Source organism: Pseudomonas sp. zfem004 (assembly GCF_032621715.1).
Taxonomy (GTDB): Bacteria; Pseudomonadota; Gammaproteobacteria; order Pseudomonadales; family Pseudomonadaceae; genus Aquipseudomonas; species Aquipseudomonas sichuanensis.
Map to the genome: position 1 here is coordinate 411,907 of NZ_JAVYJF010000001.1, position 26,884 is coordinate 438,790.

General features: G+C 65.7%; 24 protein-coding genes. 8 read left to right on the top strand and 16 right to left on the bottom strand.

The features are described 5' to 3' along the window. The first annotated feature begins 40 nt into the window (after window positions 1–40). On the top strand, window positions 41–1,411 hold the full coding sequence (locus RTH46_RS01940; RefSeq protein WP_316904926.1) for an MATE family efflux transporter: 1,371 nt from the start codon (window positions 41–43) through the stop codon (window positions 1,409–1,411). On the opposite strand, the gene RTH46_RS01945 is transcribed toward RTH46_RS01940, so the two are convergent. Beyond that, window positions 1,399–1,728 carry a cupin domain-containing protein gene (locus RTH46_RS01945; RefSeq protein WP_153786437.1) on the bottom strand — a complete coding sequence of 110 codons (330 nt, stop codon included), beginning with the start codon at window positions 1,726–1,728 and terminating at the stop codon, window positions 1,399–1,401. The two genes, RTH46_RS01940 and RTH46_RS01945, sit on opposite strands and share 13 nt — an antisense overlap. A 74-nt stretch (window positions 1,729–1,802) precedes the next feature. On the opposite strand from RTH46_RS01945, the gene RTH46_RS01950 reads away from it, so the two are divergent. Then, window positions 1,803–2,702 carry a LysR family transcriptional regulator gene (locus RTH46_RS01950; RefSeq protein ID WP_279845728.1) on the top strand — a complete coding sequence of 300 codons (900 nt, stop codon included), beginning with the start codon at window positions 1,803–1,805 and terminating at the stop codon, window positions 2,700–2,702. 107 nt (window positions 2,703–2,809) lie between these two features. Next, complete coding sequence (locus tag RTH46_RS01955) at window positions 2,810–4,006, top strand: MFS transporter (RefSeq protein ID WP_316904927.1); 1,197 nt, start codon at window positions 2,810–2,812, stop codon at window positions 4,004–4,006. Here the strand turns inward: RTH46_RS01955 and RTH46_RS01960 are convergent. Both RTH46_RS01960 and RTH46_RS01965 read right to left on the bottom strand, forming a co-directional pair. Further along, entirely contained in the window at window positions 4,003–4,416 is a 414-nt protein-coding gene (locus RTH46_RS01960) for an MAPEG family protein (protein ID WP_316904928.1), read from the bottom strand. The two genes, RTH46_RS01955 and RTH46_RS01960, sit on opposite strands and share 4 nt — an antisense overlap. Beyond that, window positions 4,413–4,724 (bottom strand): DUF2834 domain-containing protein, encoded by a 312-nt coding sequence (locus RTH46_RS01965; RefSeq protein WP_153786441.1) that lies wholly within the window; start codon window positions 4,722–4,724, stop codon window positions 4,413–4,415. Before RTH46_RS01965 ends, RTH46_RS01960 begins: the two co-directional genes overlap by 4 nt. A gap of 111 nt (window positions 4,725–4,835) precedes the next feature. On the opposite strand from RTH46_RS01965, the gene RTH46_RS01970 reads away from it, so the two are divergent. After that, window positions 4,836–5,639: a helix-turn-helix domain-containing protein gene (locus RTH46_RS01970; RefSeq protein WP_256671344.1), complete on the top strand. Its 804-nt coding sequence runs from the start codon at window positions 4,836–4,838 to the stop codon at window positions 5,637–5,639. A 104-nt stretch (window positions 5,640–5,743) separates the two neighbouring features. Here RTH46_RS01970 and RTH46_RS01975 read toward each other — a convergent pair whose 3' ends face one another. The 6 genes from RTH46_RS01975 to RTH46_RS02000 form a co-directional block, all read right to left on the bottom strand. Beyond that, window positions 5,744–6,061 carry a DUF2388 domain-containing protein gene (locus RTH46_RS01975; RefSeq protein WP_153786443.1) on the bottom strand — a complete coding sequence of 106 codons (318 nt, stop codon included), beginning with the start codon at window positions 6,059–6,061 and terminating at the stop codon, window positions 5,744–5,746. A 172-nt stretch (window positions 6,062–6,233) separates the two neighbouring features. Next, a complete protein-coding gene (locus tag RTH46_RS26190; RefSeq protein WP_410478546.1) occupies window positions 6,234–7,049 on the bottom strand; it encodes an RHS repeat-associated core domain-containing protein in 816 nt (271 codons plus the stop codon). 111 nt (window positions 7,050–7,160) lie between these two features. Further along, window positions 7,161–8,135 carry a PDR/VanB family oxidoreductase gene (locus RTH46_RS01985; RefSeq protein WP_316904929.1) on the bottom strand — a complete coding sequence of 325 codons (975 nt, stop codon included), beginning with the start codon at window positions 8,133–8,135 and terminating at the stop codon, window positions 7,161–7,163. Window positions 8,136–8,202: 67 nt separating this feature from the next. Next, the gene (locus RTH46_RS01990; protein ID WP_125858943.1) at window positions 8,203–9,324 is read right to left on the bottom strand and encodes an aromatic ring-hydroxylating oxygenase subunit alpha; all 1,122 of its coding nucleotides are present in this window, start codon (window positions 9,322–9,324) and stop codon (window positions 8,203–8,205) included. Window positions 9,325–9,509: 185 nt separating this feature from the next. Beyond that, window positions 9,510–11,108, bottom strand: a complete 1,599-nt coding sequence (locus RTH46_RS01995) for a BCCT family transporter (protein ID WP_153786446.1) — start codon at window positions 11,106–11,108, stop codon at window positions 9,510–9,512. 260 nt (window positions 11,109–11,368) lie between these two features. Beyond that, window positions 11,369–12,460, bottom strand: coding sequence for a tartrate dehydrogenase (locus RTH46_RS02000; protein ID WP_125464387.1), 1,092 nt, complete (start codon window positions 12,458–12,460; stop codon window positions 11,369–11,371). Between the two features lie 95 nt (window positions 12,461–12,555). Between RTH46_RS02000 and RTH46_RS02005 the strand changes: the two genes are divergently transcribed. The 4 genes from RTH46_RS02005 (at window position 12,556) to RTH46_RS02020 (ending at window position 17,278) form a co-directional block, all read left to right on the top strand. Next, complete coding sequence (locus RTH46_RS02005; RefSeq protein ID WP_153786447.1) at window positions 12,556–13,467, top strand: LysR substrate-binding domain-containing protein; 912 nt, start codon at window positions 12,556–12,558, stop codon at window positions 13,465–13,467. 135 nt (window positions 13,468–13,602) lie between these two features. Beyond that, a complete protein-coding gene (locus RTH46_RS02010; protein WP_316904930.1) occupies window positions 13,603–15,093 on the top strand; it encodes an aldehyde dehydrogenase in 1,491 nt (496 codons plus the stop codon). A gap of 190 nt (window positions 15,094–15,283) precedes the next feature. Then, entirely contained in the window at window positions 15,284–16,324 is a 1,041-nt protein-coding gene (locus RTH46_RS02015) for an ABC transporter substrate-binding protein (protein ID WP_153786449.1), read from the top strand. A gap of 102 nt (window positions 16,325–16,426) precedes the next feature. Beyond that, complete coding sequence (locus tag RTH46_RS02020) at window positions 16,427–17,278, top strand: helix-turn-helix transcriptional regulator (RefSeq protein ID WP_110992827.1); 852 nt, start codon at window positions 16,427–16,429, stop codon at window positions 17,276–17,278. Between the two features lie 39 nt (window positions 17,279–17,317). Here RTH46_RS02020 and RTH46_RS02025 read toward each other — a convergent pair whose 3' ends face one another. From RTH46_RS02025 to RTH46_RS02055, 7 genes are all read right to left on the bottom strand, one after another. Next, window positions 17,318–19,555 (bottom strand): TonB-dependent siderophore receptor, encoded by a 2,238-nt coding sequence (locus tag RTH46_RS02025; protein WP_316904931.1) that lies wholly within the window; start codon window positions 19,553–19,555, stop codon window positions 17,318–17,320. A gap of 120 nt (window positions 19,556–19,675) precedes the next feature. After that, a complete protein-coding gene (locus RTH46_RS02030) occupies window positions 19,676–20,665 on the bottom strand; it encodes a siderophore ABC transporter substrate-binding protein (RefSeq protein ID WP_153786451.1) in 990 nt (329 codons plus the stop codon). Next, on the bottom strand, window positions 20,662–21,438 hold the full coding sequence (locus tag RTH46_RS02035) for an ABC transporter ATP-binding protein (protein WP_316904932.1): 777 nt from the start codon (window positions 21,436–21,438) through the stop codon (window positions 20,662–20,664). Before RTH46_RS02035 ends, RTH46_RS02030 begins: the two co-directional genes overlap by 4 nt. Further along, entirely contained in the window at window positions 21,435–22,376 is a 942-nt protein-coding gene (locus RTH46_RS02040) for an iron chelate uptake ABC transporter family permease subunit (RefSeq protein ID WP_316904933.1), read from the bottom strand. Before RTH46_RS02040 ends, RTH46_RS02035 begins: the two co-directional genes overlap by 4 nt. Further along, entirely contained in the window at window positions 22,373–23,311 is a 939-nt protein-coding gene (locus RTH46_RS02045; protein ID WP_316904934.1) for an ABC transporter permease, read from the bottom strand. Before RTH46_RS02045 ends, RTH46_RS02040 begins: the two co-directional genes overlap by 4 nt. Next, a complete protein-coding gene (locus RTH46_RS02050) occupies window positions 23,311–25,071 on the bottom strand; it encodes an ABC transporter ATP-binding protein (protein ID WP_316904935.1) in 1,761 nt (586 codons plus the stop codon). Before RTH46_RS02050 ends, RTH46_RS02045 begins: the two co-directional genes overlap by 1 nt. Beyond that, the gene (locus RTH46_RS02055) at window positions 25,065–26,858 is read right to left on the bottom strand and encodes an ABC transporter ATP-binding protein (RefSeq protein ID WP_316904936.1); all 1,794 of its coding nucleotides are present in this window, start codon (window positions 26,856–26,858) and stop codon (window positions 25,065–25,067) included. The genes RTH46_RS02050 and RTH46_RS02055 overlap by 7 nt, the downstream gene beginning before the upstream one ends. Window positions 26,859–26,884: the final 26 nt, after the last annotated feature.

Sequence of the window (26,884 nt, forward strand, 5' to 3'; positions counted from 1 at the left end):
CATTAGCATACGCGGCGTATGTCAATTCGAGGTATTCACCGTGACTGCTTCTGTAAAGCACAGCGCCGTTTCCTGGCTGGCCGAGCTGCCAGGCTTGCTGCGCCTGGCCCTGCCATTGGTGCTGGGCCTGTCCGCTGCCGAGCTGATCAGCTTGACCGACACTGTGCTGCTGGCCTCGCTCGGCACCGTGGTGCTGGCCTGCGTGGCACTGACCAGCAGCGCCGGGCTGATTTTCCATGCGGGGCTTTACGGCATGCTCGCCACCCTCAGCGTGCGCGTCGGCCATGCCTTCGGCGCCGATGACCCGGCGACGGTGACGCGCACCCTGCGCGCAGGCCTGGGTTACGGCTTGCTGATCGGTACCTTGGGCTGCCTGGCGATGCTGGCTGCCTTGCCGCTGCTGCAGTGGCTGGGTGTACCGTTGCCGGACCTGGCGTTGCTGACCCCTTATTGGCAGGCCATGGCGGTGTTCCTGATCCCGTACTGCCTGATCGTGGTGTTCAAGGACGTGCTGGAGGCCATTGGCCGCCCGTGGGTGGCGGTATGGCTGGTGATGAGCGCGGTGTTGTTCAACATCCCGCTGAGCTACGGCCTGATCCATGGCCATTTCGGCCTGCCGGCGCTGGGGCTGGTAGGGGCGGGGATCGCCGGGGTGCTCGCCGAGTTGCTGGCGCTGCTGCTGGCCCTGGCCTACTGGTGCCTGGCCCCCTCGCTGGCGCGTTATCGCCAGCTGCCGCTTGGGCAGCGTTTGCGCTGGCGCACGCTGTTCGGCGAAGGCTGGCCGTTGGGCATGGGTTACCTGGCCGAAGCCGGCGCGGTGGTGATCGCCGCCTGGATGCTCGGCTGGCTGGGCAACGCTGCACTGGCCGCCAACCAGGTGGTGCATTCGATCGGCGCGCTGCTGTACATGCTGCCGCTGGGCATGGCGGCGGCAGTGAGCATCCGCATCAGCCAGGCCCAGGGCCGCGGTGAAAGCGCCCGCATCCGGGCCATCGGCAGCGCCACTTTCGTCAGCGTCACGGCATGGATGCTACTGGCCACCGTGCTGCTGGTGCTGTTTGGCCGGCGCATTGCCGAGGCCATGAGCGACGACCCGCAGGTGGTTGCCATCGCGGTGCCGATGTTTGTGGTGGTGGCGGCGATGCAGGTGGCCGACGGCCTGCAGTCCACCGCGCTGGGGGCCTTGCGCGGGATGCAGGACTACCGCTGGCCAGTGGGGGTGACCCTGGTCAGTTACTGGTTGCTGGCGCTGCCGCTCAGTTACTGGCTGGCCTTCCATTCCGGCTTGGGGGCGGTGGGGGTCTGGGTCGGTTTCGCCAGTGGCCTGAGCGTGGCCGCCGTGTTGCTGCCGTGGCGCTTTTATCGGCTGCAGGCCGCGCCAGCCTCGGTGGCCTTGGCTCAGCCGCGGTAGAACACCGCCAGCCACACGGTGGCCACGCCAGCCTCGGTCCATTCGACCCGGTGCCGGCAGTGCGGTGGGATGTCCAGGTGGTCGCCCGGGCGCAATACACGGGTTTCGCGCTCGTGCTCAAGGCGCAACCCGGCGCTGCCGCTGAGCACCACCACCCACTCGCCTTCGTCCTGGTCGTACCAGAAGCCCGGCGGGCTGGCCTGGCCACTGGAGACGATGCGTTCGATGCGCAGGCCCGGGCGTTGCAGCAGGTCGTCGAACCGCTCGCTGGCCTGTGGGTCGAGGGCGGGCAGGGCGGTGAACAGGTTGTCAGGCATGAGGGGCGCGTCCGTGGTTGATTCCAGGGCCTGATTGTAGGAAGGTTCCTGGCTTTGCCCCAGGGAAAACTGCCATGGACAAGCTGCTGGCGCTCAAGGTGTTCATGGCGACCGTCGAGGCCCAGGGGTTTTCCGCCGCCGCACGCAGGCTTGGGGTGGCGACCTCGTCGGTGACACGCCTGGTCGATGCGCTGGAAAGCGAACTGGGTGCCACCTTGCTCAACCGCTCGACCCGCCAGGTCAGCCTGACCGAGGCCGGTGCCGGCTACTACCAGCGTGCCCGTGACATCCTCGAAGCCCTGGCCGAGGCCGATGCCAGTGTCGCCGACCGTGGCGAGGAGCCCGTCGGCGTGCTGCGCCTGTGCCTGCCGGTGGAGTTCGGCCGGCGGGTGATCGCCCCGCACTTGGGCGCCTTTCTGGCCCGCCATCCAGGCCTGGAACTGGACATCGACCTCAGCGACCGCTTCGACGACTTGCTCGATGGCCGCTATGACCTGACCATCCGTCTCGGCGAACCCGCCCCCAGCGACGAGCTGGTGTGTCGTCGGCTGGGGCACTTCGAGCGCTGGCTGGTGGCCAGCCCGGCCTATGTGGCACAAGGCCCCGCGCTGGACGATCCACGGCAACTGAGCTCACGTGCCTGCCTGCGCTTTCGCTATGGCCAGTCGGCCCGACCCTGGCGTTTGCAGCAAGGCGATCAGCGCCTGGAGCTGGACGTCAGCGGCCCGTTGCGCAGTGCCAACGCCGACCTGCTGCGCGAAGCCGCCATCGCCGGCAGCGGCGTGGCGCTGCTGGCCGACTGGCTGGTGCGCGAGGATGTCGCGGCCGGGCGCTTGCAGCGGCTGTTCGCCGACTGGCAGGTGAGCCCGGGCGCCGCCAGCGCCACCATCAATGCGCTGTACCTGCCCAACCACCGAGGGTCGCGGCGAGTGAGGGCGTTCGTTGCGTTCTGCGAAACCTTGCTGGCGCCCTAGCCGTTGCGCAGGGTGCAAAGCCTCGTTGCGTTGCCGATGGATTCTGCCGCGCGGTGCTTCCCGGCACCATGCCCCTCACTTCTACATCGTTGAGCGAGGCAACCCCCATGAATGCTTCCATCGCTGTCGCCCAGCCGTCAGCGCCCGGCCTGAGCCGCGCCCTGGTGACGCTGCTGGCCTTCTGTTGCGGCGCCATCGTCGCCAACATCTACTACGCCCAACCCATCGTCGGGCTGATCGCACCTGACCTGGGTTTGTCCGCCGCGCACGCCAGCTGGATCGTCTCGCTGACCCAGCTGGGCTACGCCCTCGGGCTGCTGTTGCTGGTGCCGCTGGCCGACCTGGTGGAAAACCGCAAGCTGATGATCGCCACGGCAGTGCTGGCGACCGTCAGCCTGCTGCTGGCCGGCAACAGCGGCCATGGCCAGGGCCAGCTGTTCCTGGCCTATGCCTTGCTCATCGGCTTCAGTTCGGTGGCGGTGCAGATGCTGATACCGCTGGCCGCGCACCTGGCGCCCGAGCACCAGCGTGGGCGAGTGGTGGGCAACATCATGGGTGGCCTGTTGCTGGGCATCCTGCTGGCCCGGCCGTTGTCGAGCCTGGTGGCCGATCATTTCGGCTGGCGTGTGGTGTTCATCGGCGCGGCCGGGGTGATGCTGGCGATCATCCTGTTGCTGGCCCTGACCCTGCCGCGCCGGCTGCCCGAGCACAAGGCCAGCTATGCCGGGCTGATGGCCTCGCTGCTGGTATTGCTGCGCCGCTACCCGTTGTTGCGCCAGCGCTCGCTGTACCAGGCGTTGATGTTTGCCGCCTTCAGCTTGTACTGGACAGCGGTGCCACTGGCCCTGGCCGCAGAGCATGGCCTGTCGCAAAGCCAGATCGCGTTGTTCGCGCTGGTCGGCGCCGTAGGGGCGGTGGCCGCGCCGCTGGCCGGGCGCCTGGCGGATGCCGGGCATGGACGACAGGCTTCGTTGCTGGCAATGGCGCTGGCGCCGCTGGCCTTGCTGCTGGGCCTGACCACACCGGGCATGAGCGTGATCGGCCTGGGGTTGACCGGGGTGCTGCTGGACTTTGCAGTGCAGATGAACATGGTGATCGGCCAGCGCGAGGTCTATGCGCTCGACCCCGCCAGCCGCGGACGCCTCAATGCGCTGTACATGACCAGCATCTTCCTGGGCGGGGCCGTGGGTTCGGCGCTGGCCAGCGGGGTGTATGCGCACTTTGGCTGGGCGGGCGTGGCAATGCTGGGCGCGGCGTTGCCGGTGCTGGGGCTGGCAGCCTTCCTGCTAGCGCGTCGGGTTTAGCACAGGCGGGTGGCGATCATCCCGGCCAACCCCAAAAGGCAGCCCAGGCCGATGGCATAGGCCAGCGTGCGCCAGGGTTGCCAGGCCGCCAGGTAGGCCAGGGTGTGGGCCAGCCGTGCAGCGGTGAACAAGGCGCACAACCATATCGTCGGCAGCTCAGGCGTGTGCAGAGTGATTGCCAGTCCACCGAGCACGAAAAACAGCGGGATGTTCTCCAGGTCATTGGCCCAGGCCTGGGCGGCGCGGCGTACTTCGGGGCGCTCCTGGGCCGAGGCCGAGCGGCCCAGCACGGCCGCATCCTCGGCGTTGACGAAGGTCAGGTGGCGCAAGCGGTGATACCCCTGGTAGCAGGAGATTGCCAGCATCTTGAGGAACAGCAGCAGAACACTGGCGGCGAACACCGTGATCATGGCCGATGGCCTCTGAACCCGTGCACGACCAGATACAGCAGCGGGCCGATCGAAACGAACAGCAGGGTCAGCAGGCAGTAGGGCAGCACACTGCTCCCCGGGCGCCCACGGCGCTGGGCATCGCGCCACATCCACAGGCAGGCCAGCACGGCCATAAGGTACAGGTCGATGACTACCTGCAGGGTGTCCGGGCTGCTGATCAGTTGCAGCCCGAAGGCCAGCAACGACTGCTCGGCGTTGGCCATGGTCCAGCCGGTGTAGAGGGTCAAGGCGATCAAGGTGGCGAGTGCCAGCCAGGGTTTACGCATGGTGGGAGCTCCGTGACGGTTTCGATGCCCGAACACTAGTGATAGGGTCCCAGCCCAGCAATGACCTCAGAGGTCATGGACGACTCACCTGAACACTCGCAGGCTCAGCCCATGGACATTTCGACCTTTCACCCCACCCGGCCAAGCTCCACCGCAGGTTCGCCGTTGCGCCAGCTGCGCCGTCAGGCCGGGCTCAGCCAGATGCAGCTGGCCTTGCGTGCCGGCGTTTCCCAGCGTCACCTCAGTTGCATCGAAACCGGCCGGGCCCGGCCAGGCATTGCCACCCTGCATGCCTTGTTGAGCGCGCTCGATGCGCCACTGGAGCGCTGCAACGAGGTGTTTCTCGCCGCCGGCCTGGCGCCGCGCTACCAGGCCTCGCCGCTGGATGCCCCGGCGCTGGCGGCCGTGCGCGACGCCATCGAGCACCTGTTGCAGGCCAATAACCCGGCACCGGCAATCGTCATCGACGGCAACTGGGACGTGCTGGCGGCCAACAGTGCCACGGCCGCGTTGTTTGCCTTGCTCGGGCTGCCGCCGTCGCAGGTGGAGGGGTTGAACATGCTGGCCATGCTGTTTGCGCCCGGCGGGCTGGGTGAGTACTTGCTCAATGCCGAAGAAATTCGTGCGGTGGCTTGGCTGCGTGCCCGTCAGGAGTCGCTGAGTAATCCGCTATTGGCCACGCGCCTGGCGCAGCTGGCGCTGCCAAGCGAGCCTGAACCCGCGCAGGGCGTATTGCCGCCGCTGCTGTTGACGCGCCTGGCGTCGCCACAGGGTGAGCTGACGTTCATGTCAACCTTCACCACTTTTGGCATGCCCCAGGACATTACGGTCGAGTCATTGCGCATCGAGCATCTGGTGCCGGCGGATGCGCGAACCTGGCAGGTCATGCGCGAAGCCTGTTCAGCGCTTTCCTGAAGACCCAATCGCCGGCAAGCCGGCTCCCACAGGGAGAGTAAGATGCCTGTGGGAGCCGGCTTGCCGGCGATTGGGCCGCAAAGCGGCCCCCTTGCACGTGCAGGTCAGTGCTGCGCGACCGGGTCATCCTGCGACAGCAGCGCCCGGGCCAGTTCCTCGTCGCTGGCCTGCAGGCCAGGGTTGGCCTGGCGTGCCTGTGCCAACGCCGACTCCAGGTAGGCGCCACGGATGGCACCGCCGCTGGCGATGAAGGCGGTCAGTTCGTCATGGGCGGGGATGATCCGTTTGTCGTCCTTGAAGGTCGAGTAGAGCGACGCGGAGATCCCCGCCGAGGTGGCGACGTCACCGGCATCGACCCGGGCCAGGGCGGCACCGGCAGGCAGCAGGAGCAGCAACGAGGGAACAAGCAGTAAGTGGCGCATGGTGAATCCTCCGCGAAGGTAAAGCCCAAGGTGTATTACTGCATGTTGTTAAGAGCGGAGGTGGAGGCTGGTAGTTCCATGCACTTGAAAATGCTGTGGGGTACAAAGTGTCTTGTCCATTTCGCATTTGAGAATCTGCGTATTTGCTAAGGGCGGTCTGCTCTCAATGGTTCTAACTGCTGGCGGTACGGATGGCGTTAGCTATGCCTTCATTCTCTCGGCGTGCGACCTCGACGGGGTTTTCAGACCACTCATCAAATGAGTCGACCGATCTAAACGAGCTGCTGCGAGACAGGGAGGGGCTGGGCGCCGGCGAGTGTGTGCTGAAATTAGGCGACCCGACATTTGGCGCATGCCTCCGCATTGGGCTCACCCGTGCCACGGGCACTCGGCGAGGCGGTTGAGTGCCTATAGCTTCGAATCGACCATTGGTAACAAGTAATTGGCGGGTTGCTTGTATCACGGCAGGACTATTTGTTGATGGGGGATGAGGTGTCTGCGAAACAGTTGAGGCCGTTGTTGTAGAAGCTGGCGCAAGCGAAGCTCTGGGCCCAGGATTATCGATGGCTGGCAAATCCCGCCATGCTCTGAACTCGTACCAGCTATTGAAGATCTCTCGTATTCTGGTGAAAAAACCAGGAGCTGCTCCAGACGGATCTGTTTGGTTGACCGGGTTATTTTTGCAGTAGGCGTAGGCATTGATACCTCCATGGCTGAATGGGCTCAGGCTATCCGCCGAGAGAAAGCGCATCAGCACTGGGTTGTAGGATCGGTAGCCATTGCCTAGCTGGTAATTTCCGGTGAGCGGGTCGCGGTATTGACCATTGAAGCCCAACATCATCAACCCTGTGCCCCCGGGCGTTAGATGGCCAAATGCGGTATAGGCATACATAAACCCGGCCTGACCGAGGCTGCGCCGCAGCACTGAACCCGGTGTGTCGGTTGCTAACAAGGCCGCAGATGGGCGAGGGAAACTTAGCGGTGCCATGGCGGCCTCTGTTTCTGTGGTTTAGGCCCACTGTGGTCGCGTCATCGCGCGTGGGCAACTGGCAAAACTGCCAGGTGGGTGGGCCTGGAACGAGGAACCACCCCTCCGGCCTCACAGATCCAGCACGATCCTCGCCGATTTCGCCCGCGACACACACAGCATCATGGTCTGCTGCGCGGCCTTTTCCTCATCGCTCAAGTACTGGTCGAAGTGCTCGGCCTCGCCTTCGAGAATCGCCGTTTCACAAGTCCCGCATACACCTTCGCGGCACAGGCACTCGACCTTGGCGGCCTTGGATTTTTCGATGGCCTGGAGGATGGTCATGCCTTCCTCGACTTGCAGTTCGGTCCCGGAGCGGGCCAGCACCACGGTGAAGGCGGCGCCTGCGGCAGGAGCTGCTGCGGCAAACTGTTCCCAGTGCACCCGTGACTCGGCGATGCCGGCGGCGGCGGCGGTGGCGATCACGGCGTCGATCAGTGGCTTGGGCCCGCACACGTAAAGGTGCGCATCGTCGGCAAGGCCGGCGCACAGGGCGGCCAGGTCGAGCTTGCGTTCTAGGCTGTCGATATAGAACCGCGTATTGCCGGCATGTGGGCCGCTCTGCAGGTCACCCTGGAAGGCGCCGTGCTCGGGCGCGCGGAAGGCGTAGTGCAGCTCGTAGGGGGTGTTGCCGCCTTCGAGTTCATGCAACTGCGCCAGGAACGGCGTGATACCGATACCGCCGGCGATCAGCACATGGCGGCCGGCACTCGGGTCGAGGGCGAACAGGTTGTTGGGGGTGGAGATGGTCAGCTCGCTGCCCACCTCGACCTGCTGGTGCATGAACGCCGAGCCGCCCTTGGACTGCTCTTCCAGGCGCACGCCGATCTGGTAGCTGGACAGCGCGCGCGGGTCGCTCATCAGCGAGTAGGCGTTGCTGAACTGGCCGCCGCAGGCCGACTGCATCTGCACGATGACGTGGCTGCCGCCGGTGAACGCGGGCAGGGCGGCGCCGTCGCTGCGGGCCAGGGTGAAGCGCTTGATCTGCGGCGTGGCCTGTTCCACGTCGGTCACGCGCACTTTGAACATTTCGTATTGCTTGGCCATGGCATACCTCGACAACGAAGCCCCGCACCAGGCCCTGGCGCGGGGCGGGACAGCTAACGGGGGTGGCTCAGTCGTCCAGGTGGGCGACGGCGATCAGGTTGTGGAAGTGGGCGATGCCGTGCTCGCTGACGCCGCTGCGCTGCGCGTCGACCATGATCCGGCCCTGGCCACGGTAGCCGCGGGATTTCAGGCCCTTCTGCACGCTCTCGACCAGGCGCAGGTCTTCCGGACGGAACACTTCGCGGTACCAGTCGATCAGCTTCTGCTGCTCCTCGGTGATGTCCTTGTTGAGGAAGTAGACGTCGTAGTGCTGCAGGGTGGTTTCGGCATCGACCGGGAACTCGTAGATCACGGTCATGAAGTTGGCCCCTGGCGGCACGTTGAACATGGTGCACGGCCAGGCCCAGAAGCCGGCGAAGGACGGGTCTTTCACCGATTCATCGAACTTGAACGACTGCTCCGAAGGTTTGGCCAGGCCGTACTGCAGGGTCCAGTTGCCGTGCAGGCTGTGGCTGTACTGGCCAACGTCCACCGAGTCGGAGAACCCGGGGTGGGCCGGGGCGCAGTGGTAGCACTCCAGGTAGTTGTCGACGATCGACTTCCAGTTGGCCGGTGTGTCGCTGACGAAGCGAGCGGCCAGGTGCAGGTCGTCGATCACCGCGCAGGCTTCGCGCATGCGCTTTTGCAGGCCTGGCAGCTGGTCTTCGACCGGGGCTGCGTCGTTGTCCATGTTGATGAACAGGAAGCCTGCATACTCTTCGACACGCAGCTGCACCAGGCTGGAATTGTCCTTGTCGAAGCTGGCGACGTTCTCGCAGTTACGGGCGTGGGCCAGCTCGCCGTCGAGCTTGAAGGCCCAGGCGTGGTAAGGGCAGGTGATGACGTTCTTGGCCTTGCCGCTGCCTTCGAGCAGCTGGTGGCCACGGTGCGGGCAGACGTTGTAGAACGCGCGCAGCACGTCGTCGCGGCCACGCACGATGATGATGCTTTCGCCGATCACCTGGCGGGTGATGTAGGCGTTCTTCTCGGCGACTTCGCTGCGGTGGCCGACGCAGATCCAGCTGCGGGCGAAGATCGCTTCCTTCTCGTGCTCGAACACCGCGGCCTGGGTGTAGAACTTGGCCGGCAGGGTGAAGGCCACTTCGGGGTTGGCGCAGAAATCGGCGGGCAGGCGTTTGAAATCGTTCATGGCTTTATCTCGGTTCTTATTGGTTAACGCGTATCTATTGGTTAACAAGTTAGGCAAAAAAATTTGTCGCAGGTTTGGCAGCGTGGGAGCGGGCTTGCCCCGCGATAGCGATGGCAGCCCATATCGCGGGGCAAGTCGCATCGGCGCACCGCCGCTCCCACGTTGCTATCTCAATTCAACTCAATTCAGTGCACCGCCGCCGCGCTGCGTGGCGCTTGCTCTTGCGGCTCTTCACCCGCCAGGCGGGTGGCCTCTTCCTCGATGCGGTACGCCGGCACCTGGCCGTAGTCGGCCGCCAGCCACTTGAAGAAGCCGTAGATCTTCACCAGCAGGATCACCATGAACGGGATCGCGGTGAGCACCACGGCAGTCTTCATGGTCGACAGCGACGCCTTGGCGAACAGCATGGCCAGCGGCACCAGGGTCAGCACCACGCACCAGAACAGGCGCAGGGTGGGGCTCGGGTCTTCGCCTTCACGCAGGTTGCGGGTGCTGGTGGCAGCCACGGCGTAGGCGGCGGCGTCCATGTGCGAGGCGCAGAACACCGCCATGATGAACAGGTACGCCGCCAGGAACAGCGTGCCCCACGGCAGGGCCAGCAGCAGGTCGGTCACCGCCGCTTCGCCACCGGCGGTGCTGAGCAGCTTGGGCACGTCGATCTGGCCGTTGATGAACTGGTGCATGCTGTAGCTTTCCAGCGCGCCGAAGAAGAACCAGCAACCGAAACTGCCGCCCAGCAGCAGGGCGAACACCACTTCCTTGATCAGCCGGCCGCGCGACACGCGAGCGACGAACATGGCCACGCCCGGTGCGTAGGACACCCACCACAGCCAGTAGAAGACCGTCCAGTTACGGGTAAAGGCACCGTCGCCGGCCGGGTCGGTGAACAGGCTCATCTGCACGTAGTGCTGCAGCATCAGGCCGATGGAGTTGGCCGTGTTGTTCAGGGTGAACTGGGTCGGGCCGACCAGCAGCACCACGGCGGCGAACAGCAGGGCGCCGACGCAGACCATCTTCGACAGGCGCTGCAGGCCGCCGTCGATGCCGATGTACGAGCTCAGCGAGAACAGCAGCGCCACCGCACCGATCACCAGCAGTTGCACGGTGAAGGTGTTGGGGGTGCCGGCCAGGTCCGACAGGCCACGGGTCAGGGTCGAGGCGGTGAGCGCCAGGGACACGGTCAGCGCGCCCATCATGGTCAGCAGGAAGATCAGGTCGACGGCGCGGCCAACCGGGCCGGTGGCCTTGAAACCGGTGACCGCTTCGATCACCGAGGCCAGGTTCAGGCCGCTCTTCTTGCGCACATGGAAGTGGTAGGCCATGGCCAGCGAGGCCAGGGCGTAAATCGACCAGGCACTGATACCCCAGTGGAAGAACGAGTAGCTGACGCTGTATTCCAGGGCCTGGGCCGACATCGGCGCGATGTTAAGGCCAGGGGTCTGGTAGTAGTAGGCCCATTCCATCACGCCCCAGTACAGGGTCGAGGAACCCATGCCGGCGCAGATGAACATGAACACCCAGGTGGTGGTGGAGTATTCCGGCTTGCCGGCACCCAGGCGGATGTTGCCGTACTTGCTGAAAGCCAGGTACAGCACGGCCAGCGAGCTGCCGAACACCAGGACCTGGACACTGGTGCCAAAGGTGCGGGTGGACAGTTCGAAGGCCTGGTTGGCCAGGTTTTCCGCTTGTGCGGGGAAGGCGGCAAGGCCGATCACGGTGAGCAGCACGGCAACCAGGCTCACGGCAATCAGAAACACATCAATCTTTTTATTGTTGGGGGACATCAATTGTCTCCAGGGGCATTTTTTTTGTAGTTGGAGTCAGGCGTTGGGAAGTCCGTATCGAGGCTTGTTTTTCCTTTCTGTTAACTATTGGATAACAAATATCTTTTGGTTAACAGATTTTGCATTGAATCTGGGCGAGTGGCAATAGAATCGTCGGACAATCCGGATGATTGGTTACGCCTATTTCGCGGGTAAACCCGCTCCCACAGGGTCTGTGCAAAACCTGTGGGAGCGGGTTTACCCGCGAAGGGGTCGCCTGATCAGGCGCCGAGCAACTCGGCAATCGCCTTGCCCACGTCCTGGGTCGAGCGGCTGCCACCCATGTCACGGGTGGTGTCGCCATTGGCGATCACGGTTTCGATGGCCTTGAGGATGTCGTCGTGGGCGGCCTGGTAGCGGGCGTCGTCGCCGTCCTTGCCGAGGAACTCGAGCATCAGTGCACCCGACCAGATCATCGCGATCGGGTTGGCGATGTTCTGGCCGTAGATGTCCGGCGCCGAGCCGTGCACCGGTTCGAACAGCGACGGGAACTTGCGCTCAGGGTTGAGGTTGGCCGACGGCGCGATGCCGATGGTGCCGGCACAGGCCGGGCCCAGGTCGGAGAGGATGTCGCCGAACAGGTTGGAGGCCACCACCACGTCGAAGCGCTCCGGCTGCAGCACGAAGCGCGCGCAGAGGATGTCGATGTGCTGTTTGTCCCAGCTGATCTCGGGGTAGTGCGCGGCCATGGCGGCGGTGCGCTCGTCCCAGTACGGCATGCTCACGGCCATGCCGTTGGACTTGGTGGCCGAGGTGACGTGCTTGCGCTCGCGGGTCTGGGCGACTTCGAAGGCGTACTTGAGGATGCGGTCGACGCCACGGCGGGTGAACACCGACTCCTGCAGGACGAATTCATTTTCGGTGTTCTCGAACATGCGCCCGCCCAGCGACGAGTATTCGCCTTCGGTGTTCTCGCGGATCACCACGAAGTCGATGTCGCCTGGCTGCTTGTTGGCCAATGGGCAGGGCACGCCGGGGAACAGGCGCACCGGGCGGATGTTGACGTACTGGTCGAAGTCGCGGCGGAACTTGAGCAAGGATCCCCACAGCGAGATGTGGTCCGGGACCTTGTCCGGCCAGCCGACGGCGCCAAAGTACAGGGCATCGAAGCCCTTGAGCTGCTCGAACCAGTCGTCCGGCATCATCTTGCCGTGGGCCAGGTAGTAGTCGCAGCTGGCCCACTCGAAGAATTCGATCTCAAGGTTCAGGCCGTGCTTGCGGGCGGCGGCCTCGACCACGCGGATGCCTTCCGGGAGGACTTCGTTGCCGATGCCGTCACCGGGGATGGCGGCGATTTTGAAGGTCTTGGTCATGGGGGCGCATCTCGTGTTCAGGGAGGATGCGGCCATGCTATAAGGGCGCGCTGCGGAGATAATCTCCCATTCGATCAATTCTTGGTGCACGAAACGTGAATAATCTGCCGAACCTCGACGACCTCGATATCTTCCTCCAGGTAGCGCGCCGCGCCAGCTTTGCCGCCGTGGCGGACGAGCGCGGCATGTCGGCGGCGTTCGTCAGCAAGCGCATCCGCCTGCTCGAAGAGAGCCTGGGGGTGCGCCTGCTGCACCGCACCACCCGGCGGGTGACGGTGAGCGAGGAGGGTGAACGGGTCTACCAGTGGGCACAGCAGATCTTCGAGACCCTGCAACGCATGGACGACGACCTCAACGCCGGCCAGCGCGAGCCCGCCGGGCAACTGCGCATCGCCAGCAGCCTGGGCCTGGGCCGGCGCTTCGTGGCGCCGGCCTTGTCGGAACTGGCGGCGCGCTACCCACGGCTGGACATTCGCCTGGACGTGCACGACCGCCTGGTGGACCTGATCGCCGAAGGGGTGGACCTGGACATCCGCGTCGGCAACGTCATCGCCCCGCACCTGATCGCCAAGCCGCTGGCGCGCAACCGCCGGGTGCTGTGCGCCGCGCCCGGCTACCTGGCCGAGCGGGGCACGCCCAAGGTGTTGGCAGACCTGGCCAGCCATGACTGTCTGGTGATCAAGGAGCGCGACCACCCGTTCGGGCTGTGGCACCTGGAGGGCCCGCAAGGCGAGGAGAGCGTGCGGGTGACCGGCGCGCTTTCGAGCAACCATGGCGAGGTGGCGCACCAGTGGTGCCTGGACGGGCGGGGCATCCTGCTGCGCTCATGGTGGGATGTGCACGACAGCATCGAGGACGGGCGGCTGGTGCAGGTGCTGCCCGACTACCAGCAGGCGGCGGATATCTGGGCGGTGTACACCGCGCCGCTGGCCGGCTCGGCCAAGGTCCGGGTCGCGGTGGAGTTCTTCCGCCAGTACTTCGCCGAGCGCTATCGCTTGCCGGATTGAGGGCTGCTGAAGCTAGAGAGTTTTTTCATAGGTCTGGAGAACATTTTTACTAATTTTCCTGCCATCCAGAGTGGCGCACCATCGGCTCACATCAATAACAACTGACCGCGAACGCGGTCGATGTGGGAGCGCAGCGTGTTCGACCTTTCCTTCTGGCAACAGCGGGCCAACCGCCAAACATTCATCGACACCGCGCTGATTGGCGGCCACTCGGTGAATGCCTCCTCGGGGGCTACCTTCGACGCCATCAACCCGGCCACCAACCAGTTGCTCGCCCGGGTGGCGGCCTGCGCTGAAGACGAAGTCGACCTGGCCGTGCGCAGCGCCCGCCGCGCATTCGAACAAGGGCCCTGGGCACGCATGGCCCCCACCCAGCGCAAGAAAATCCTCATCAAGCTGGCCGACCTGCTGCTGGCGCACCGCGAAGAACTGGCGCTGCTGGACTCGCTGAACATGGGCAAACCGGTGATGGATGCCTACAACATCGACGTGCCCGGCGCGGCCGGGGTGTTCGCCTGGTACGGCGAGGCGCTGGACAAGGTCTACGACCAGGTCGCGCCCACGGCCGCCAATGCGCTGGCCACCATTACCCGCGAACCCCTGGGCGTGATTGCCGCCGTGGTGCCGTGGAACTTCCCGCTGGACATGGCCGCCTGGAAGCTGGCGCCGGCACTGGCCGCCGGCAACAGTGTGGTACTCAAGCCTGCCGAGCAGTCGCCGTTCTCGGCCCTGCGCCTCGGCCAGTTGGCCCTGGAGGCGGGCATCCCCGAGGGCGTGCTGAACGTGGTGCCGGGGTTGGGCGAGCAGGCCGGCAAGGCCCTGGGGCTGCACCCGGACGTCGATTGCCTGGTGTTTACCGGCTCGACCCAGGTGGGCAAGTACTTCATGCAGTACTCGGCCCAGTCGAACCTCAAGCAGGTGTGGCTGGAGTGCGGCGGCAAGAGCCCCAACCTGGTGTTCGCCGATTGCCAGAACCTTGACCTGGCCGCCGAGAAGGCCGCCTTCGGCATCTTCTTCAACCAGGGTGAGGTGTGCTCGGCCAACTCGCGCCTGTATGTGCAGCGTTCGATCCACGATGAGTTCGTCGAACGGGTGATCGCCAAGGCCCAGGCCTGGTTGCCGGGCGACCCGCTCGATCCGGCCAGTGCCGCCGGCGCGATCGTCGACAACGAGCAGACCGCGCGCATCGTGCGGGCGATCGGCCAGGCGCGCGAGGAGGGCGCGACGCTGCTCAGCGGTGGCGAGCAACTGACCTTCAATGGTTCGTCCAACTTCATCACACCGACGATTTTCGGCAACGTCAGCAGCGACAGCCGCCTGGCCCGCGATGAAATCTTCGGGCCGGTGCTGGCCATCAGCGCGTTCGACAACGAAGAGCAGGCGGTGCAACTGGCCAATGACAGCATCTATGGGCTGGCCGCGTCGGTGTGGAGCGACGACCTCAACCGCGCCCACCGTGTGGCCAAGGCGTTGAAGGCCGGTACGGTCTCGGTCAATACCATGGATGCGCTGGATACCACGGTGCCTTTTGGTGGCGGCAAGCAGTCCGGGTTCGGCCGCGATCTGTCGCTGCACTCGTTCGACAAGTACACGCAGTTGAAGACCACCTGGTTCCAGTTGCGGTAAGGGTCAGGGCTGGGAGGTGTTCGCCTTTGGATGTGTTGCGCCTGGGAGATCGAGCGCCACCGCTGTCCAGCCATGCTCCACGAACCACCCACAACAAGAAATCCCCCCGCAAGCCGCAAGGCACTGCGGGCTCGGGCCGACTGGCCCAACTGCCTCGATACACACAACCATAAATCGTGAGGGAGTTTCCATGCGTACCATCACCGCGTCACTCAGCCTTGCAGTGCTCGCCGCTGCCAGCCTTCCCGCCCTTGCCGGCACCTCCAGCCTCACCGTCATCTCCTTTGGCGGCGCCACCAAGGCGGCGCAGCAGGCCGCCTACTTCCAGCCCTTCGAGCAGAGCGGGGCAGGCAAGGTGGTGGCCGGCGAATACAACGGCGAACTGTCCAAGGTCAAGGCCATGGTCGATGTCGGCCATGTGTCCTGGGACGTGGTGGAGGTCGAAAGCCCCGAGCTGATCCGCGGCTGCGAGGCGGGCCTGTTCGAGCGCATCGATCCGACCCTGCTGGGCGACCAGGCCAACTACCTGCCCGGTACCGTGAGCGAGTGCGGCGTGGCCAGTTATGTCTGGTCCATGGTGCTGGCCTACAACACCCAGAAGCTCGCCAACGGGCCGACCTCGTGGGCAGACTTCTGGGACACCCAGCGCTTCCCGGGCAAGCGCGGGCTGCGCAAGGGCGCCAAGTACACCCTTGAGGTCGCGCTGCTGGCCGATGGCGTTCCACGCCAGGACCTGTACACCGTGCTGGGCACTCCAGAAGGGGTCAACCGGGCCTTCCACAAGCTCGACCAGATCAAGCAGAGCATCCAGTGGTGGGAGGCCGGCGCGCAACCGCCGCAGTGGCTGGTGGCCGGCGATGTGGTGATGTCCGCCGCCTACAACGGGCGCATCGCCTCGGCGCAGAAGGACGGCTCGAAGCTTGGCATCGTCTGGCAGGGCAGCCTGTACGATCCGGACCACTGGGCCATCGTGCGCGGCTCCAAGAGCAAGGAACTGGCGCAGCAGTTCATCACCTTCGCCAGCCAGGCCGCCACGCAGAAAACCTTCTCCAGCCACATTCCCTACGGCCCGGTGCGTACCGATGCGGTCAATGCATTGCCGGCCGAGATCCAGCAGCAACTGCCAACGGCCCCGGCCAACCTGGCTGAAGCCCAGCTGGTGAACGCCGAGTTCTGGGTCGACCACGGCGAAGAGCTGGAAGAGCGCTTCAATGCCTGGGCGGCGCGCTGACCCCCGCGTTATCGCGCGCTGGTGAGCCCGCCCAGGGCATGGAAAGATGGGAAACGCCGTTGCAGCGATGCAACGGCTTTTTCCGATTCAAGAGGCAAGCAGATGAGCAGAGACCGGCTTCAATCCGCAGAGTGGTTCGAGCAGATCGCCCACGTGGTCGATTGCATCGGTACGTCGGCGTTCGTCGAGTCGCTGTTCGCCGCGCTGAACTACCTGGCGCCTTCCCACGCCATCACCGTGTTCCTGTTCCCCCATCAAGGGCTGCCTTCGGCCTTGTTCGAGCGGGACGAGGAGGGGCCGTGGATGCCCGAAGGCAGCATCGGCAAGTACCTGGAAGGCTTCTACCTGCTGTGCCCGTTCTACCGGGCCTGCATCGAGGGCATTGCCCCAGGCTGCTACCGGCTGAGCGATGTGGCGCCGGACCACTTCAAGCGCAGCGAATACTACGTGTCGTTCTACCAGCATGCGCGGCTTGAGGATGAGCTGAACTACATCGTGCCACTGGGCCCCAAGTTGACCATCGCCGTGGCCCTGGCCAGTACCCGCCGCCTGGGCCGGCAGCAGGTCGACGAACTCAAGCGCATTGCCCCCTGGGTGCTGGCCGTGGTGCGCCGGCATTGGGGCGACCTGGATGCGGATGCGTTGGGCGGGCGCTTCGAAAGTGCGCTGGGGCGCCAGATCAACGCCGCGCTGACCCAGTTCGGCTCGTCGCTGTTGACCGAGCGCGAGTGCCTGGTGGCCCAGTACATGCTGCGCGGGCACTCCATCCGCTCGCTGGCCGAACGGCTGGGGATCAGCGAGGACACGGTCAAGACCCACCGCAAGCATGTGTACAGCAAGCTGGACATCGCCAAGCAGTCGGAGCTGTTCTCGCTGTTCATCGCCTCGGTGGCCCAGGCCCAGGAAGGCTTGAGCAAGGATCCGTTGGAGAGCTACCTGCGGCGCAGGCGCTGAGCTTTGGGTTGCCCGCCAGCCAAGGCGGGGCATTGCCCATCAGAAATCCACCGTAGCCGACAGCTCATAGGTGCGTGGCGCACCCAGCCCTAGGGTCTGGGTCAGCGGGACGCCCCAGTAATCCTTGTCGGTCAGGTTGGAAATGTTGGCGCGCAGGGTCACTGGCTTGCTGGCGACCTGGGTGGTGAAGCGGGCGCCGGCATCGAAGATGGTGTAACCGGGGATCGACATTTTGTTGTCTTCGGTAATGTACTGCTTGGACTGCGAGGTGACGTTACCGGTCAGCGTCAGCCCTTCAAAGCCAGGGATATCCCATTCCACGCCCAGCTTGCCCTGCAGCTTGGGATAGGCCGTGGCCGTCTTGCCCTCGTTGACCCCGCCTGCGGTCTTGGTCAGCTTGGGGTCGACATGGGCCACGCCGCCCATCAGGCGCACATCCGCCAGCGGGGCGCCGAAGAAGCTCCATTCCACACCACGGTTACGCTGCTCGCCGCCAAATGAATAGAAGTTGCTGACCGGGTCGGTATAGCTGCCGGGGCGTTTGATTTCGTACAGCGCCAGGGTATGGCTGAAGGTGCCCAGGTCCAGCTTGAGGCCGACTTCCCGCTGTTTGGTCTTGTAGGGGGCGAACACCTCGCCGTAGTTGGCGGCGGTGAACGGCGCCGCACCGCCCTTGCTCAGGCCTTCGATGTAGTTGGCGTACAGCGACACCTCGTCGGTGAGTTTGAACAGGATGGCACCGGCCGGGGTGTTGGCGTGGGTATCGTAGCCGGGCTTGTTGCGCGCGCCGGTTTTGACGTTGAAGGTGTCGGTGACCACCTCCTGGCGGCGTATGCCCAGGGTCAGTTGCAGACGATCATCGAACACCGACAGGGTGTCGGCGATGCCATAGCTCTTCAGATCGTTTTCGGTGTGGGCGATCTGCGGCCAGGCTTCGGCCACCTTCGGGCCCCAGCTCGGGTGGTAAATGTTGGTGGTCCAGCTGGAGCCAGCGGCGCGGCGGCCGAAGTCCTTTTGCGTGTCGCTGTACTGGGTGGCATTGAGCGACCATTGGTGGTTGATGCCAAAGGTGTCGAAGTGGCCGCGCAGGCCAACCTCGGCGGAGGTCTTGTGGATCTCCATCTGCAGCTGACCCATGCTGGTGGTGAGGTCGCCGGCGCTGTTGGTCAGGGTGCCGACCAGTGCGCCGCTGTAGCGGTAGTCAGTCTTGCTGGTACCGACCGCGCCGTAGGCCAGCAACTGGTCGGTGAGCTCGTACTCGCCACGCAGGATCACGCCCTTGTCCTTGGTTTCGACATAGGCCCAGTCGGGGTTGATCAGGGTGTCGGCCTTGGGCGGCCGGGGCACGGGCACTCCGTCCGCGAGGCCGATGCCACGGTTCTGGCCGCGAATATGGTCGTCGCTGTCGAACAGGTCGACGGACAGCCGCGCGCGCTCGCCACGCCAGTCCAGCGCCAGGGCCGACAACACGTTGCGTTGGGTCTGGCCATCGATGGCCGCATCGCCGTCGCGGTACACGCCATTGAAGCGCACGCCGAACTGATTGCCTTCGCCGAAACGCCGGCCCACGTCGACATGGCCGCCCCACTGCGCATCGGAGGCGTAGGTGGCGGTGAGGCGGGTCAGCGGCGTGTCGCCAGCACGTTTGGGGATGAGGTTGACGATACCGCCCACAGAGCCGCCAGGCGGCATGCCGTTAAGCAGTGCCGACGGGCCCTTGAGCACTTCGATGCGCTCGTACATCTCGGGCGAGGCGCGATAGTAGGGGGCCATGCCGAACAGGCCATCGACGGTCATGTCGGTCACGCTGGTCTGGAAGCCGCGGATCGAATAGTTCTCGCTGTAGGTGCCGGTGAGGCCGTTGCTGAACACCGACGGGTCGGTGGCGGCGATGACGTCGGTGATGTCCTTGGCCTGCAGGTCCTGAATGTAGGTATCGGTGTAGCTGACGGTGCTGAACGGCGTTTCCATGAAGTCTTTGTTGCCCAGCAGCCCGACACGTCCGCCCGTGGCCACCTGGCCGCCGGCGTACACCGGTGGCAGTGGGTCGGCGATACCCTGGGCGTCGATCAGGGTGGCGGACAATTCGGTCAGCGCAGGTTTTTCTTCAGCGTCCTGGCTGCTGGCCGCAGGTGTTTCGGCCCGTGCCGGCACTGCGCCAAGCGCGCAGGCGCCCAGGGTCAGGCCAACCAGCACGGCGTGTGCCAATGGGGTGCGTTGCAGTGCCGGCAGGGTGAGGGATGAGGCCGGGTGAGTGGAGAGGGGACGGTGGGACACGGGAGGGCTCCAAAGAGTGGCGGCAGTTATGGTTCTGGTTTGTGTTTTTGCAAAGCTAAGTCGTAAGGCAAATGAGAATCACCTGTTGATACAGCAATGCGCGTTCGCGCCAGGCGTGACTCAGTGCTGATAACCCTTGATCACGTCATCGACGATCAGCGCCAGTGAGGTCGGGCTGGCGGCGGTGACGTACCAGGCCTCAGGGTCGACGAACACCACGCGGCCGTGCTTCCACGCGTTGGTCTGGCGCAGCAGCGGGTTGCCGAGGGTTTCGGCGGTCATCGCCGGGCGATGCTCCATCACTGCCGTGCGGTCGACCACGTAGAGGATGTCGGGGTTGGCCTGCTGGATGAACTCGCTGGAAATGGGCTGGCCATGCAGGCCGGTTTCCAGGGTGCTACCGGCGGGCTTGACGCCCAGGTCGTTGAAGATGAAGCCGTAGCGCGACTGCACGCCGAAAGCGCTGAAGGCGCCGTTGTTGTGCAGCACCACCAAGGCGCGTTCCGGGCGGCCCTGGGTGACGCTGCGTGCCTGGTCCAGCTTGGCGTCCAGCGCGGCGAGCTTCTGCCGGGCGAGCTCTTGCTTGGCGAACACCTGGCCAAGGCTGGCCAGGTGCTGCTTGACCACGGCCACATGGCCGGCTTCGCTGTCGCGGTAGTCCACATCGAAGTGCAGGGTCGGCGCCATTTCGCTCAGTTCGGCATAGTGGTTGGCCTGCAGCGAGGTGATCAGGATCAGGTCGGGGCGGGCGGCATGTACTCGTTCAAGGTTGGGCTGCACGATCGAGCCGATATCGGCGGTCTGCGCGGCGTCCTTGTAGCGCGCCAGGAAGTGCGGCACGAAGTCTTTCGGCATGCCCACCACCGGCACACCCAGCTGGTCGAGGAAGTCGACTTCGTTCATGTCCAGGGCCACCGCGCGCAGCGGGGGCCGGGTGATCACGGTGGTGCCGAGTTTGTGCTGTACGGAAACTGGCGCGTAATCGACGGCAGCCGCGCGGGCGGTCGTTGCCGGTGTGGCTGCCGACGGCTCGTTGCAGCCGTGCAGGGCCAGGGTGGCGCCCAGCAGCAGGGCCAAGCGCCAGCCGGTGGCGGGGTGGTTGCGGTTCATCGCAGTTCTCTCGGTGGGTTGAAGTAGTTGCACAGGCGGCCGCGCTCGCCATGGGTGATGTCGAAATCCAGCCCGTACAGGGCATGCAGCCGTTGCTCGGTCACCACCTCGTCGACACTGCCGCTGCAATGCACCTGGCCGTCTTTCATGGCGACGATGCAGTCGGAATAGCTGGCGGCGAAGTTGATGTCGTGCACCACCAGGATCACCGTGCGGCCGAACTCGTCGCACAGCCTGCGCAGCGCGCGCATGATCTGCACCGCGTGGCGCATGTCGAGGTTGTTCAGCGGCTCGTCGAGCAGCAGGTAGTCGGTCTCCTGGGCAATGGTCATGGCCAGGAACGCCATCTGCCGCTGGCCGCCGCTGAGCTCATCGAGGTAGGCCTGGCGCAGGGGCTCCAGGCCCAGGAAGGCGATGGCCTGGTCGATCGCCCGCCGGTCGTCCGCGGTCAGCGCGCCGCGGCTGTAGGGAAAGCGGCCGAAGGCGACCAACTCGTCGACGGTCAGGCGCAGGTTGAAATCAACCGACTGGCGCAGGGTGGCGACGCGTCGGGCGTACTCGCCGACAGCCATGCCACGGATGCTTTGCCCGTCCAGGCGGATGTCGCCGCTGCCGGGTTCCAGCAGCCGGGCGAGCATCAGCAGCAAGGTGGTCTTGCCGGCGCCGTTGGGGCCGATCAGCGAGGTCAGGCGCTGGCGCGGGAAGCTCGCGCTGACCCCGCACAGCACGGCCTTGCTGCCGTAGCCTTTGTGCAGATTGTGGACGGTGATCATGCGGCCCCCCGGTTACGCACCATCAAGGCGAGGAAGTAGGTGCCACACACCAGGTTCACGAGGATGCCGACGGTGGTCCTGTAGTTGAAGACATGCTCGACCAGCAACTGGGCGGCGATGAACACGGCCATGGCCACGGCGCTGCCCAGCGCCAGCGTGACCCGATGGCGGAAGGTGCCCGCCAGGCGGTAGGTGATGTTGGCGACGAACACGCCCATGAATGCGGTGGGCCCGAGCAGGCTGGTCGATACCGCGACCAGCGAGGCGATTACGGCCAGGTGCAGGCGCACGTTGTGCCGGTAGTCCACACCCAGGGAGATCGCCTGGTCGCGGCCCAGCGCCAGCACATCGAGCACCGGCGCGGCCTTGGCCAGCACGGCGCACAGCAGCGCCACCAGCAGCGCCGAGCCGAGCAGCAGCGGCACCGAGGCGCGGTTGAACGAGGCCTGGGTGTAGCCCTGCAGCATCGAGAACTCACCGGGGCTGACCTTGAGCTGGACGAATTGGGTGAGGGTGGCCATGACCATCGTCAGCACCAGCCCGACCAGCAGCAGGAAAAACACATTGCTGTGGCCTTCGCGAAACAGCCAGCGGTGCAGCGCCCAGGAGTAGCCGAGCATCAGCAGCACCGAGAGCAGGAAGTTGCCGTCGTTGCCCAGCAGCACCAGGCCCTGCACGCCCATGCCCAGCACCAGCAGTGCCTGCAACAGCAGGTACACGGCTTCATAGCCCATGATTGCGGGGGTGAGGATGCGGTTGCCGGTGAGGGTCTGGAAGGCGATGGCCGAGCAGGCCACGCACACGCCGCCGATGACCATGGCGGCCAGGCGCGCGAGGCGCTTGGGGATCACGTAGTCGAAGTCCAGCCCGGCGTTGGCGAACACGAACACGCAGGCCAGGGTGAAGACTGCGACCCATGGCAGCAGGCGGCGCTTCATCGCTGCCTCCACAGCAGCCCCAGGAAAATCAGGCCGCCAAGGCCGCCGGCGGTCAGGCCGATGGGCACTTCGAAGGGGTAGATCAGCAGCCGCCCGGCCAGGTCGCAGACCAGCAGCAAGGCCGCGCCCCCCAGCGCCACCAGGGGCAGGGTGCGGCGCAGGTTGTCGCCATGGCGCAGGGCGATGAGGTTGGGCACCACCAGGCCGACGAAGGGGATGGCGCCGACGGTGATTACGCTGGCCGCCACGGTGACGGCGACCAGCATCAGCCCCAGCGCCACGTTGGCGCTGTAGTTCAGGCCCAGGCTGGTGGCCATGCCTTCACCCATGCCGACCAGGGTGAAACGGTGCGCATAAAGGTAGGTGAGCAGGATGATCGGCAGGATCAGGTAGATGAGCTCGTAGCGCCCCTGCACCACCTTGGAGAAGTCGCCCAGCAACCAGCCCTGCATGCTTTGCAGCAGGTTGAAGCGGTAGGCGTAGAACTCGGCCAGTGCGCTCAGCACCCCGCCGTACATGAGGCCGATCACCGGCACCAGCACTGCGTTCCTGGCGCGGATGCGGCGGATGATGGCGACGAACAACAGGCTTGCGGCAAAGCAGAAGGCCAGGGCGAACAGCATCTGCAGCCCCACCCCGGCGGCCGGTGCCAGCCCCAGCGACAGCAGGATGCCGAGGCGGGCGGCGTCCAGCGCGCCGCAGGTGCCGGGCTCGACGAAGCGGTTGCGCACGATCTGTTGCAGGATCACCCCGCACACCGCCAGGCCGATGCCCACCAGGATCAGTGCGGCCAGGCGCGGCAGGCGGCTGGCGGTCAGGGTCAGCCAGGTGTCGCCGTGCAGCGTCAGCAGTTGCGACCAGGCCAGCTCACGGGCGCCCACCGCAAGCGAGGCCACGCACAACAGCAGGAACGGCAGCAGCCAGCACAGGCGCATCAAGGCTGTGCCACCGTCGACGGTGCGCCGATGCGCCAGGCGCTGGCGGCGTGGCGTTGCGCGAGGAAGCGGGCGTAGTACCCGCCGCTGGCGCCCAGGGCCGCCGGCGAGCCTTGTTCGACCACCCGGCCGGCGTCCAGCACCACGATATGGTCGGCCAGTGCCACGGTGGCGAGCTGGTGCGCGATGACTACTTGCGTGCAGCGCCCGCGCAGGCTGTGCAGGGTGGCAACGATCAGCGCCTGGTTGTCGGCATCGAGGGCCGCGGTCGCTTCATCTACCAGCAGCACCGGGGCCTGCTTGATCAGTGCACGGGCAATGGTCACCCGTTGGCGTTCGCCCCCCGACAGCCGCGCGCCACCTTCGCCGACCGAGGTGTCGAGGCCCTCTGGCAGGCGCTGCACGACGCTCTCCAGGCCCGCCAGGCGGGCGGCCTGCAGCACTTCGGCAGCGCTGGCCTCGGGTTTGCCGATGCGGATGTTGTCGGCAATGCTGCTCTGGAACAGCCAGGTGTCCTGCAGCACCTGGCTGACCGTGTCGGTCAGGGTGCAGCGGGCCATCTGCCGCACGTCCACGCCGCCGATTCGCACGCTGCCTTGAGTGGCATCGAAGAAACGTGCGATCAGGCGCAGCAACGAGCTCTTGCCCGAGCCCGAGGCACCGATGATTGCCGTCATGCGGCCTGCCGGGATGTGCAGATCAAGGTCACGCAGCACATCGGGCCCCTCGGCGCTGTAGCGCAGGCTCACCCCCTGCAGCTCGATGGCATTGCCCGCTGGTAGTTCGGGCGAAAGCGGCTCCGGCAGCGGCTCGGCCGCCAGGATCCGTTCGATCTCCTTGAGCTGGCCCTGGGCACCGCGCAGGATCTCGACATGGCTGGCCACGTCCTGCAGCGGGTCGATGAATCGGCAGGCCAAGGCCAGGGCCACGACCACCGCCACCACCTCCTGCGGCTGGCCACCCAGCTGGCGGCTGAACCACAGGCCGGCGGCCATCAGCAACGCCGCGAAGGTCGCCTGCACCGCCCAGCTGTTGAGCAGCGCCGACAGCGCCGAGCGCAGGATCAGGCCCATGCCGCTGCGGCGCTGGCGCTCCAGGCTTTGTTCCAGCAGCCGCGTGCCACCACCGGCGCCATTGAAGGCGCGCAGCACCGACTGGGCCTGGGCGAACTCGACCATGCGCTGGCTGGCGTGGGCGAAATGCTGTTGGTACGCCGCATCGCCCTGGCGGCCCAGGCGGGCGCTGAGCAGCAACACCGCGAGCAGCGCCGGCAGGGCCAGCAAGGCGATCAGGCCCAATGGCCCATGCAGCGCATACAGTGCCGGCAACAGCACCAGCGGCATCACCACGCCGCTGATCAAGGGGGTGAGCACATGGGCCGGCAACTGGGCCACGCCCATCATGCCCTGGGTGATGACATGCCCCAGCCGGGCGGTGTTGTCCGGGGTGAACCAGCCCAGCGGCAGCCGCGCCACCCGTTCGCCAAGGTGCAGGCGGCCACCTTGCAGCACTGCGCTGGCCAGGGCGATGCCGGCCTGCTCCACAGGGCGCCGCCAGAACCAGCACAGGCCCACGCCTGCGGCCAGCGCCAGCAGCCAGGCAGCGGCGCCACGGACATCGCCCTGCAACAGGCGCAGCATCAGCGGCGCCAGGGTGCTGATAGTCAGGCCGCTGAATACGCCATACAGCACGGTCATCAGCACATAGCGGCGCAATGCCGGGGCGCTGTCGCCCAGCAGTCGAATGAAGGTTCTCAGCATGCCGGCAGCGCCTTTTTCTCGGTGTCCTGGTAATGCCCTTGGGCCCAGAGCCGGGCATACAAGCCTTGGCGCTCGAGCAGTTCGGCGTGGCGGCCCTGTTCGCGTAGCTCGCCTTGGTCGAGCACCAGGATCTGGTCGGCGTGCATCACCGTGTCCAGCCGATGCGCGATGACCAGCAAGGTGCGGCCCTGGGCGAAGCGCGACAGCGCCGTCTGGATCGCCGCTTCGCTGTCGGCATCGACGGCAGCGGTGGCTTCGTCCAGCACCAGCAGCGGCGGGTCGAGCAGCACCGCGCGGGCGATGCTCAGGCGCTGCTGCTCGCCGCCGGACAGCTGCGCGTCTTCGCCGATCACCGAGTCGTAGCCGCGTGGCAGCTGCATGATGCGTTGATGAATGTTGGCCAGGCGGGCTGCCGCTTCGATCTGTTCTCGGGTCGCCGTTGGCCGGCCCAGAGCGATGTTGTCGGCCACGCTGGCGTGTATCAGCCGTACTTCCTGCAGGACGAAACCGATGTGCTGGTACAGCGCCTGCGTCTGGATATCCCGCAGGTCGACGCCGCCGAGGGTGATGCGTCCGCTGTCGGGGTCGAAGAAGCGCAGCAGCAGGCGCGCCACGCTGGATTTGCCGGCGCCGGAAGGGCCGACGATGGCGGTGATGGTGCCGGGGACCAGGGTGAAGCTGAGGTTGCTGAGCACAGGGTTGCCGGGGCTGTAGGCGTGGCTGAGCTGCTCCACCCGGACCTCGTTGCCGTTGGGCGAGCGGCCGGTGGCCGGCGCGGGCAGCACGGGCGTGTCCAGCAGGGCATGGACCCGCTGGGCGGCGCCGACCGCGTTGTTCAGGTCGTGGGTGATGTAGTGCAGCAGGTGCAGCGGGGCACATAGGCCGGGTGTCACCAGGGCGAAGGGCAGCAGTTGCAGCGGCTCGATCCAGCCCAGGGCAATGAACAGCATGCCGGCCAGCAGCACCAGGCCCAATACCGTCACCGGCGCGACAAGCGCATTGGCCTTGGCCATCGACGCCACCAGCGGGCGGGTGAAGCCAGTGAAGGTCTGGGCGAAAGCCTCGACCGCGGCGCGGTAGCGGTCCTGGGCATTGCCCCGGTCACCGAAGGCCTTGACCAACGGCATGCCGTTGACGAACTCGACCACCGCGTCATCGATGCGCGCCATGCCAGTGATCACCGCGTCCATGTGCGTGGCGCTGGCCTGCATCGCCCGGCGCAGGAACACAAAGAAGGCGGGGAAGGGCAGCAACGACACCAGGGCCAGGCGCCAGTCCATGGCGAACAGGTAGACCACCGAAATCAGCACGGCGCCCAGAGCCCGGCCAAGGGTGGTGAAGAAGTGCGCGGTGAGGCTGTGCAGGGTGCCGATGTCGTCTTGCATCGCCCGCTTGACCTCACTGGAGGCGCGCTCGGTGAACCAGCCAAGCGGCACCTGCATCAGGCGCTGGCCGATGGCCACGCGCAGCTGGTGGGTGATGCGGTTGTCGGCCCGGTGTGCCAGCAGCTCACCGGCGGTGATCAGTGCCATGCCGACGAACAGGCAGGCCACGCTAATGCAAACCACCCGGCCGATATCGGCGGCCGTGCCGGCGTTGCTCAAGGCCAGGCGCGCAATCTGCTCGATGCCGGCCAGCGGCACCAGGGTCAGCATCGAACCCGCAGCCGCCAGCACGGCGGCTACGATCAACTGCCCGCGGATGGGCGCAAGTACACGGCTGATGGGGCCGCGCGCCTTGGTTTTGGGCGGTGCGGCAGTGTTGGGCGTGGGGCATGAATCAGACATGAAACGGGCCTGGGCAGCTGCGGATT

Bases quoted from the DNA above. Each gene is read 5' to 3' on its own strand.
- RTH46_RS01950 (WP_279845728.1), top strand. From the start codon at position 1,803: ATGGACAAGCTGCTGGCGCTCAAGGTGTTCATGGCGACCGTCGAGGCC.
- RTH46_RS01975 (WP_153786443.1), bottom strand. From the start codon at position 6,061: ATGCGCCACTTACTGCTTGTTCCCTCGTTGCTGCTCCTGCTGCCTGCC.
- RTH46_RS02050 (WP_316904935.1), bottom strand. From the start codon at position 25,071: ATGCTGAGAACCTTCATTCGACTGCTGGGCGACAGCGCCCCGGCATTG.
- RTH46_RS02045 (WP_316904934.1), bottom strand. From the start codon at position 23,311: ATGCGCCTGTGCTGGCTGCTGCCGTTCCTGCTGTTGTGCGTGGCCTCG.
- RTH46_RS02055 (WP_316904936.1), bottom strand. From the start codon at position 26,858: ATGTCTGATTCATGCCCCACGCCCAACACTGCCGCACCGCCCAAAACC.
- RTH46_RS01955 (WP_316904927.1), top strand. From the start codon at position 2,810: ATGAATGCTTCCATCGCTGTCGCCCAGCCGTCAGCGCCCGGCCTGAGC.
- RTH46_RS02035 (WP_316904932.1), bottom strand. From the start codon at position 21,438: ATGATCACCGTCCACAATCTGCACAAAGGCTACGGCAGCAAGGCCGTG.
- RTH46_RS02040 (WP_316904933.1), bottom strand. From the start codon at position 22,376: ATGAAGCGCCGCCTGCTGCCATGGGTCGCAGTCTTCACCCTGGCCTGC.
- RTH46_RS26190 (WP_410478546.1), bottom strand. From the start codon at position 7,049: ATGGCACCGCTAAGTTTCCCTCGCCCATCTGCGGCCTTGTTAGCAACC.
- RTH46_RS01945 (WP_153786437.1), bottom strand. From the start codon at position 1,728: ATGCCTGACAACCTGTTCACCGCCCTGCCCGCCCTCGACCCACAGGCC.
- RTH46_RS02030 (WP_153786451.1), bottom strand. From the start codon at position 20,665: ATGAACCGCAACCACCCCGCCACCGGCTGGCGCTTGGCCCTGCTGCTG.
- RTH46_RS02000 (WP_125464387.1), bottom strand. From the start codon at position 12,460: ATGACCAAGACCTTCAAAATCGCCGCCATCCCCGGTGACGGCATCGGC.
- RTH46_RS01965 (WP_153786441.1), bottom strand. From the start codon at position 4,724: ATGCGTAAACCCTGGCTGGCACTCGCCACCTTGATCGCCTTGACCCTC.
- RTH46_RS01990 (WP_125858943.1), bottom strand. From the start codon at position 9,324: ATGAACGATTTCAAACGCCTGCCCGCCGATTTCTGCGCCAACCCCGAA.
- RTH46_RS02020 (WP_110992827.1), top strand. From the start codon at position 16,427: ATGAGCAGAGACCGGCTTCAATCCGCAGAGTGGTTCGAGCAGATCGCC.
- RTH46_RS01970 (WP_256671344.1), top strand. From the start codon at position 4,836: ATGGACATTTCGACCTTTCACCCCACCCGGCCAAGCTCCACCGCAGGT.
- RTH46_RS01960 (WP_316904928.1), bottom strand. From the start codon at position 4,416: ATGATCACGGTGTTCGCCGCCAGTGTTCTGCTGCTGTTCCTCAAGATG.
- RTH46_RS01995 (WP_153786446.1), bottom strand. From the start codon at position 11,108: ATGTCCCCCAACAATAAAAAGATTGATGTGTTTCTGATTGCCGTGAGC.
- RTH46_RS01985 (WP_316904929.1), bottom strand. From the start codon at position 8,135: ATGGCCAAGCAATACGAAATGTTCAAAGTGCGCGTGACCGACGTGGAA.
- RTH46_RS02015 (WP_153786449.1), top strand. From the start codon at position 15,284: ATGCGTACCATCACCGCGTCACTCAGCCTTGCAGTGCTCGCCGCTGCC.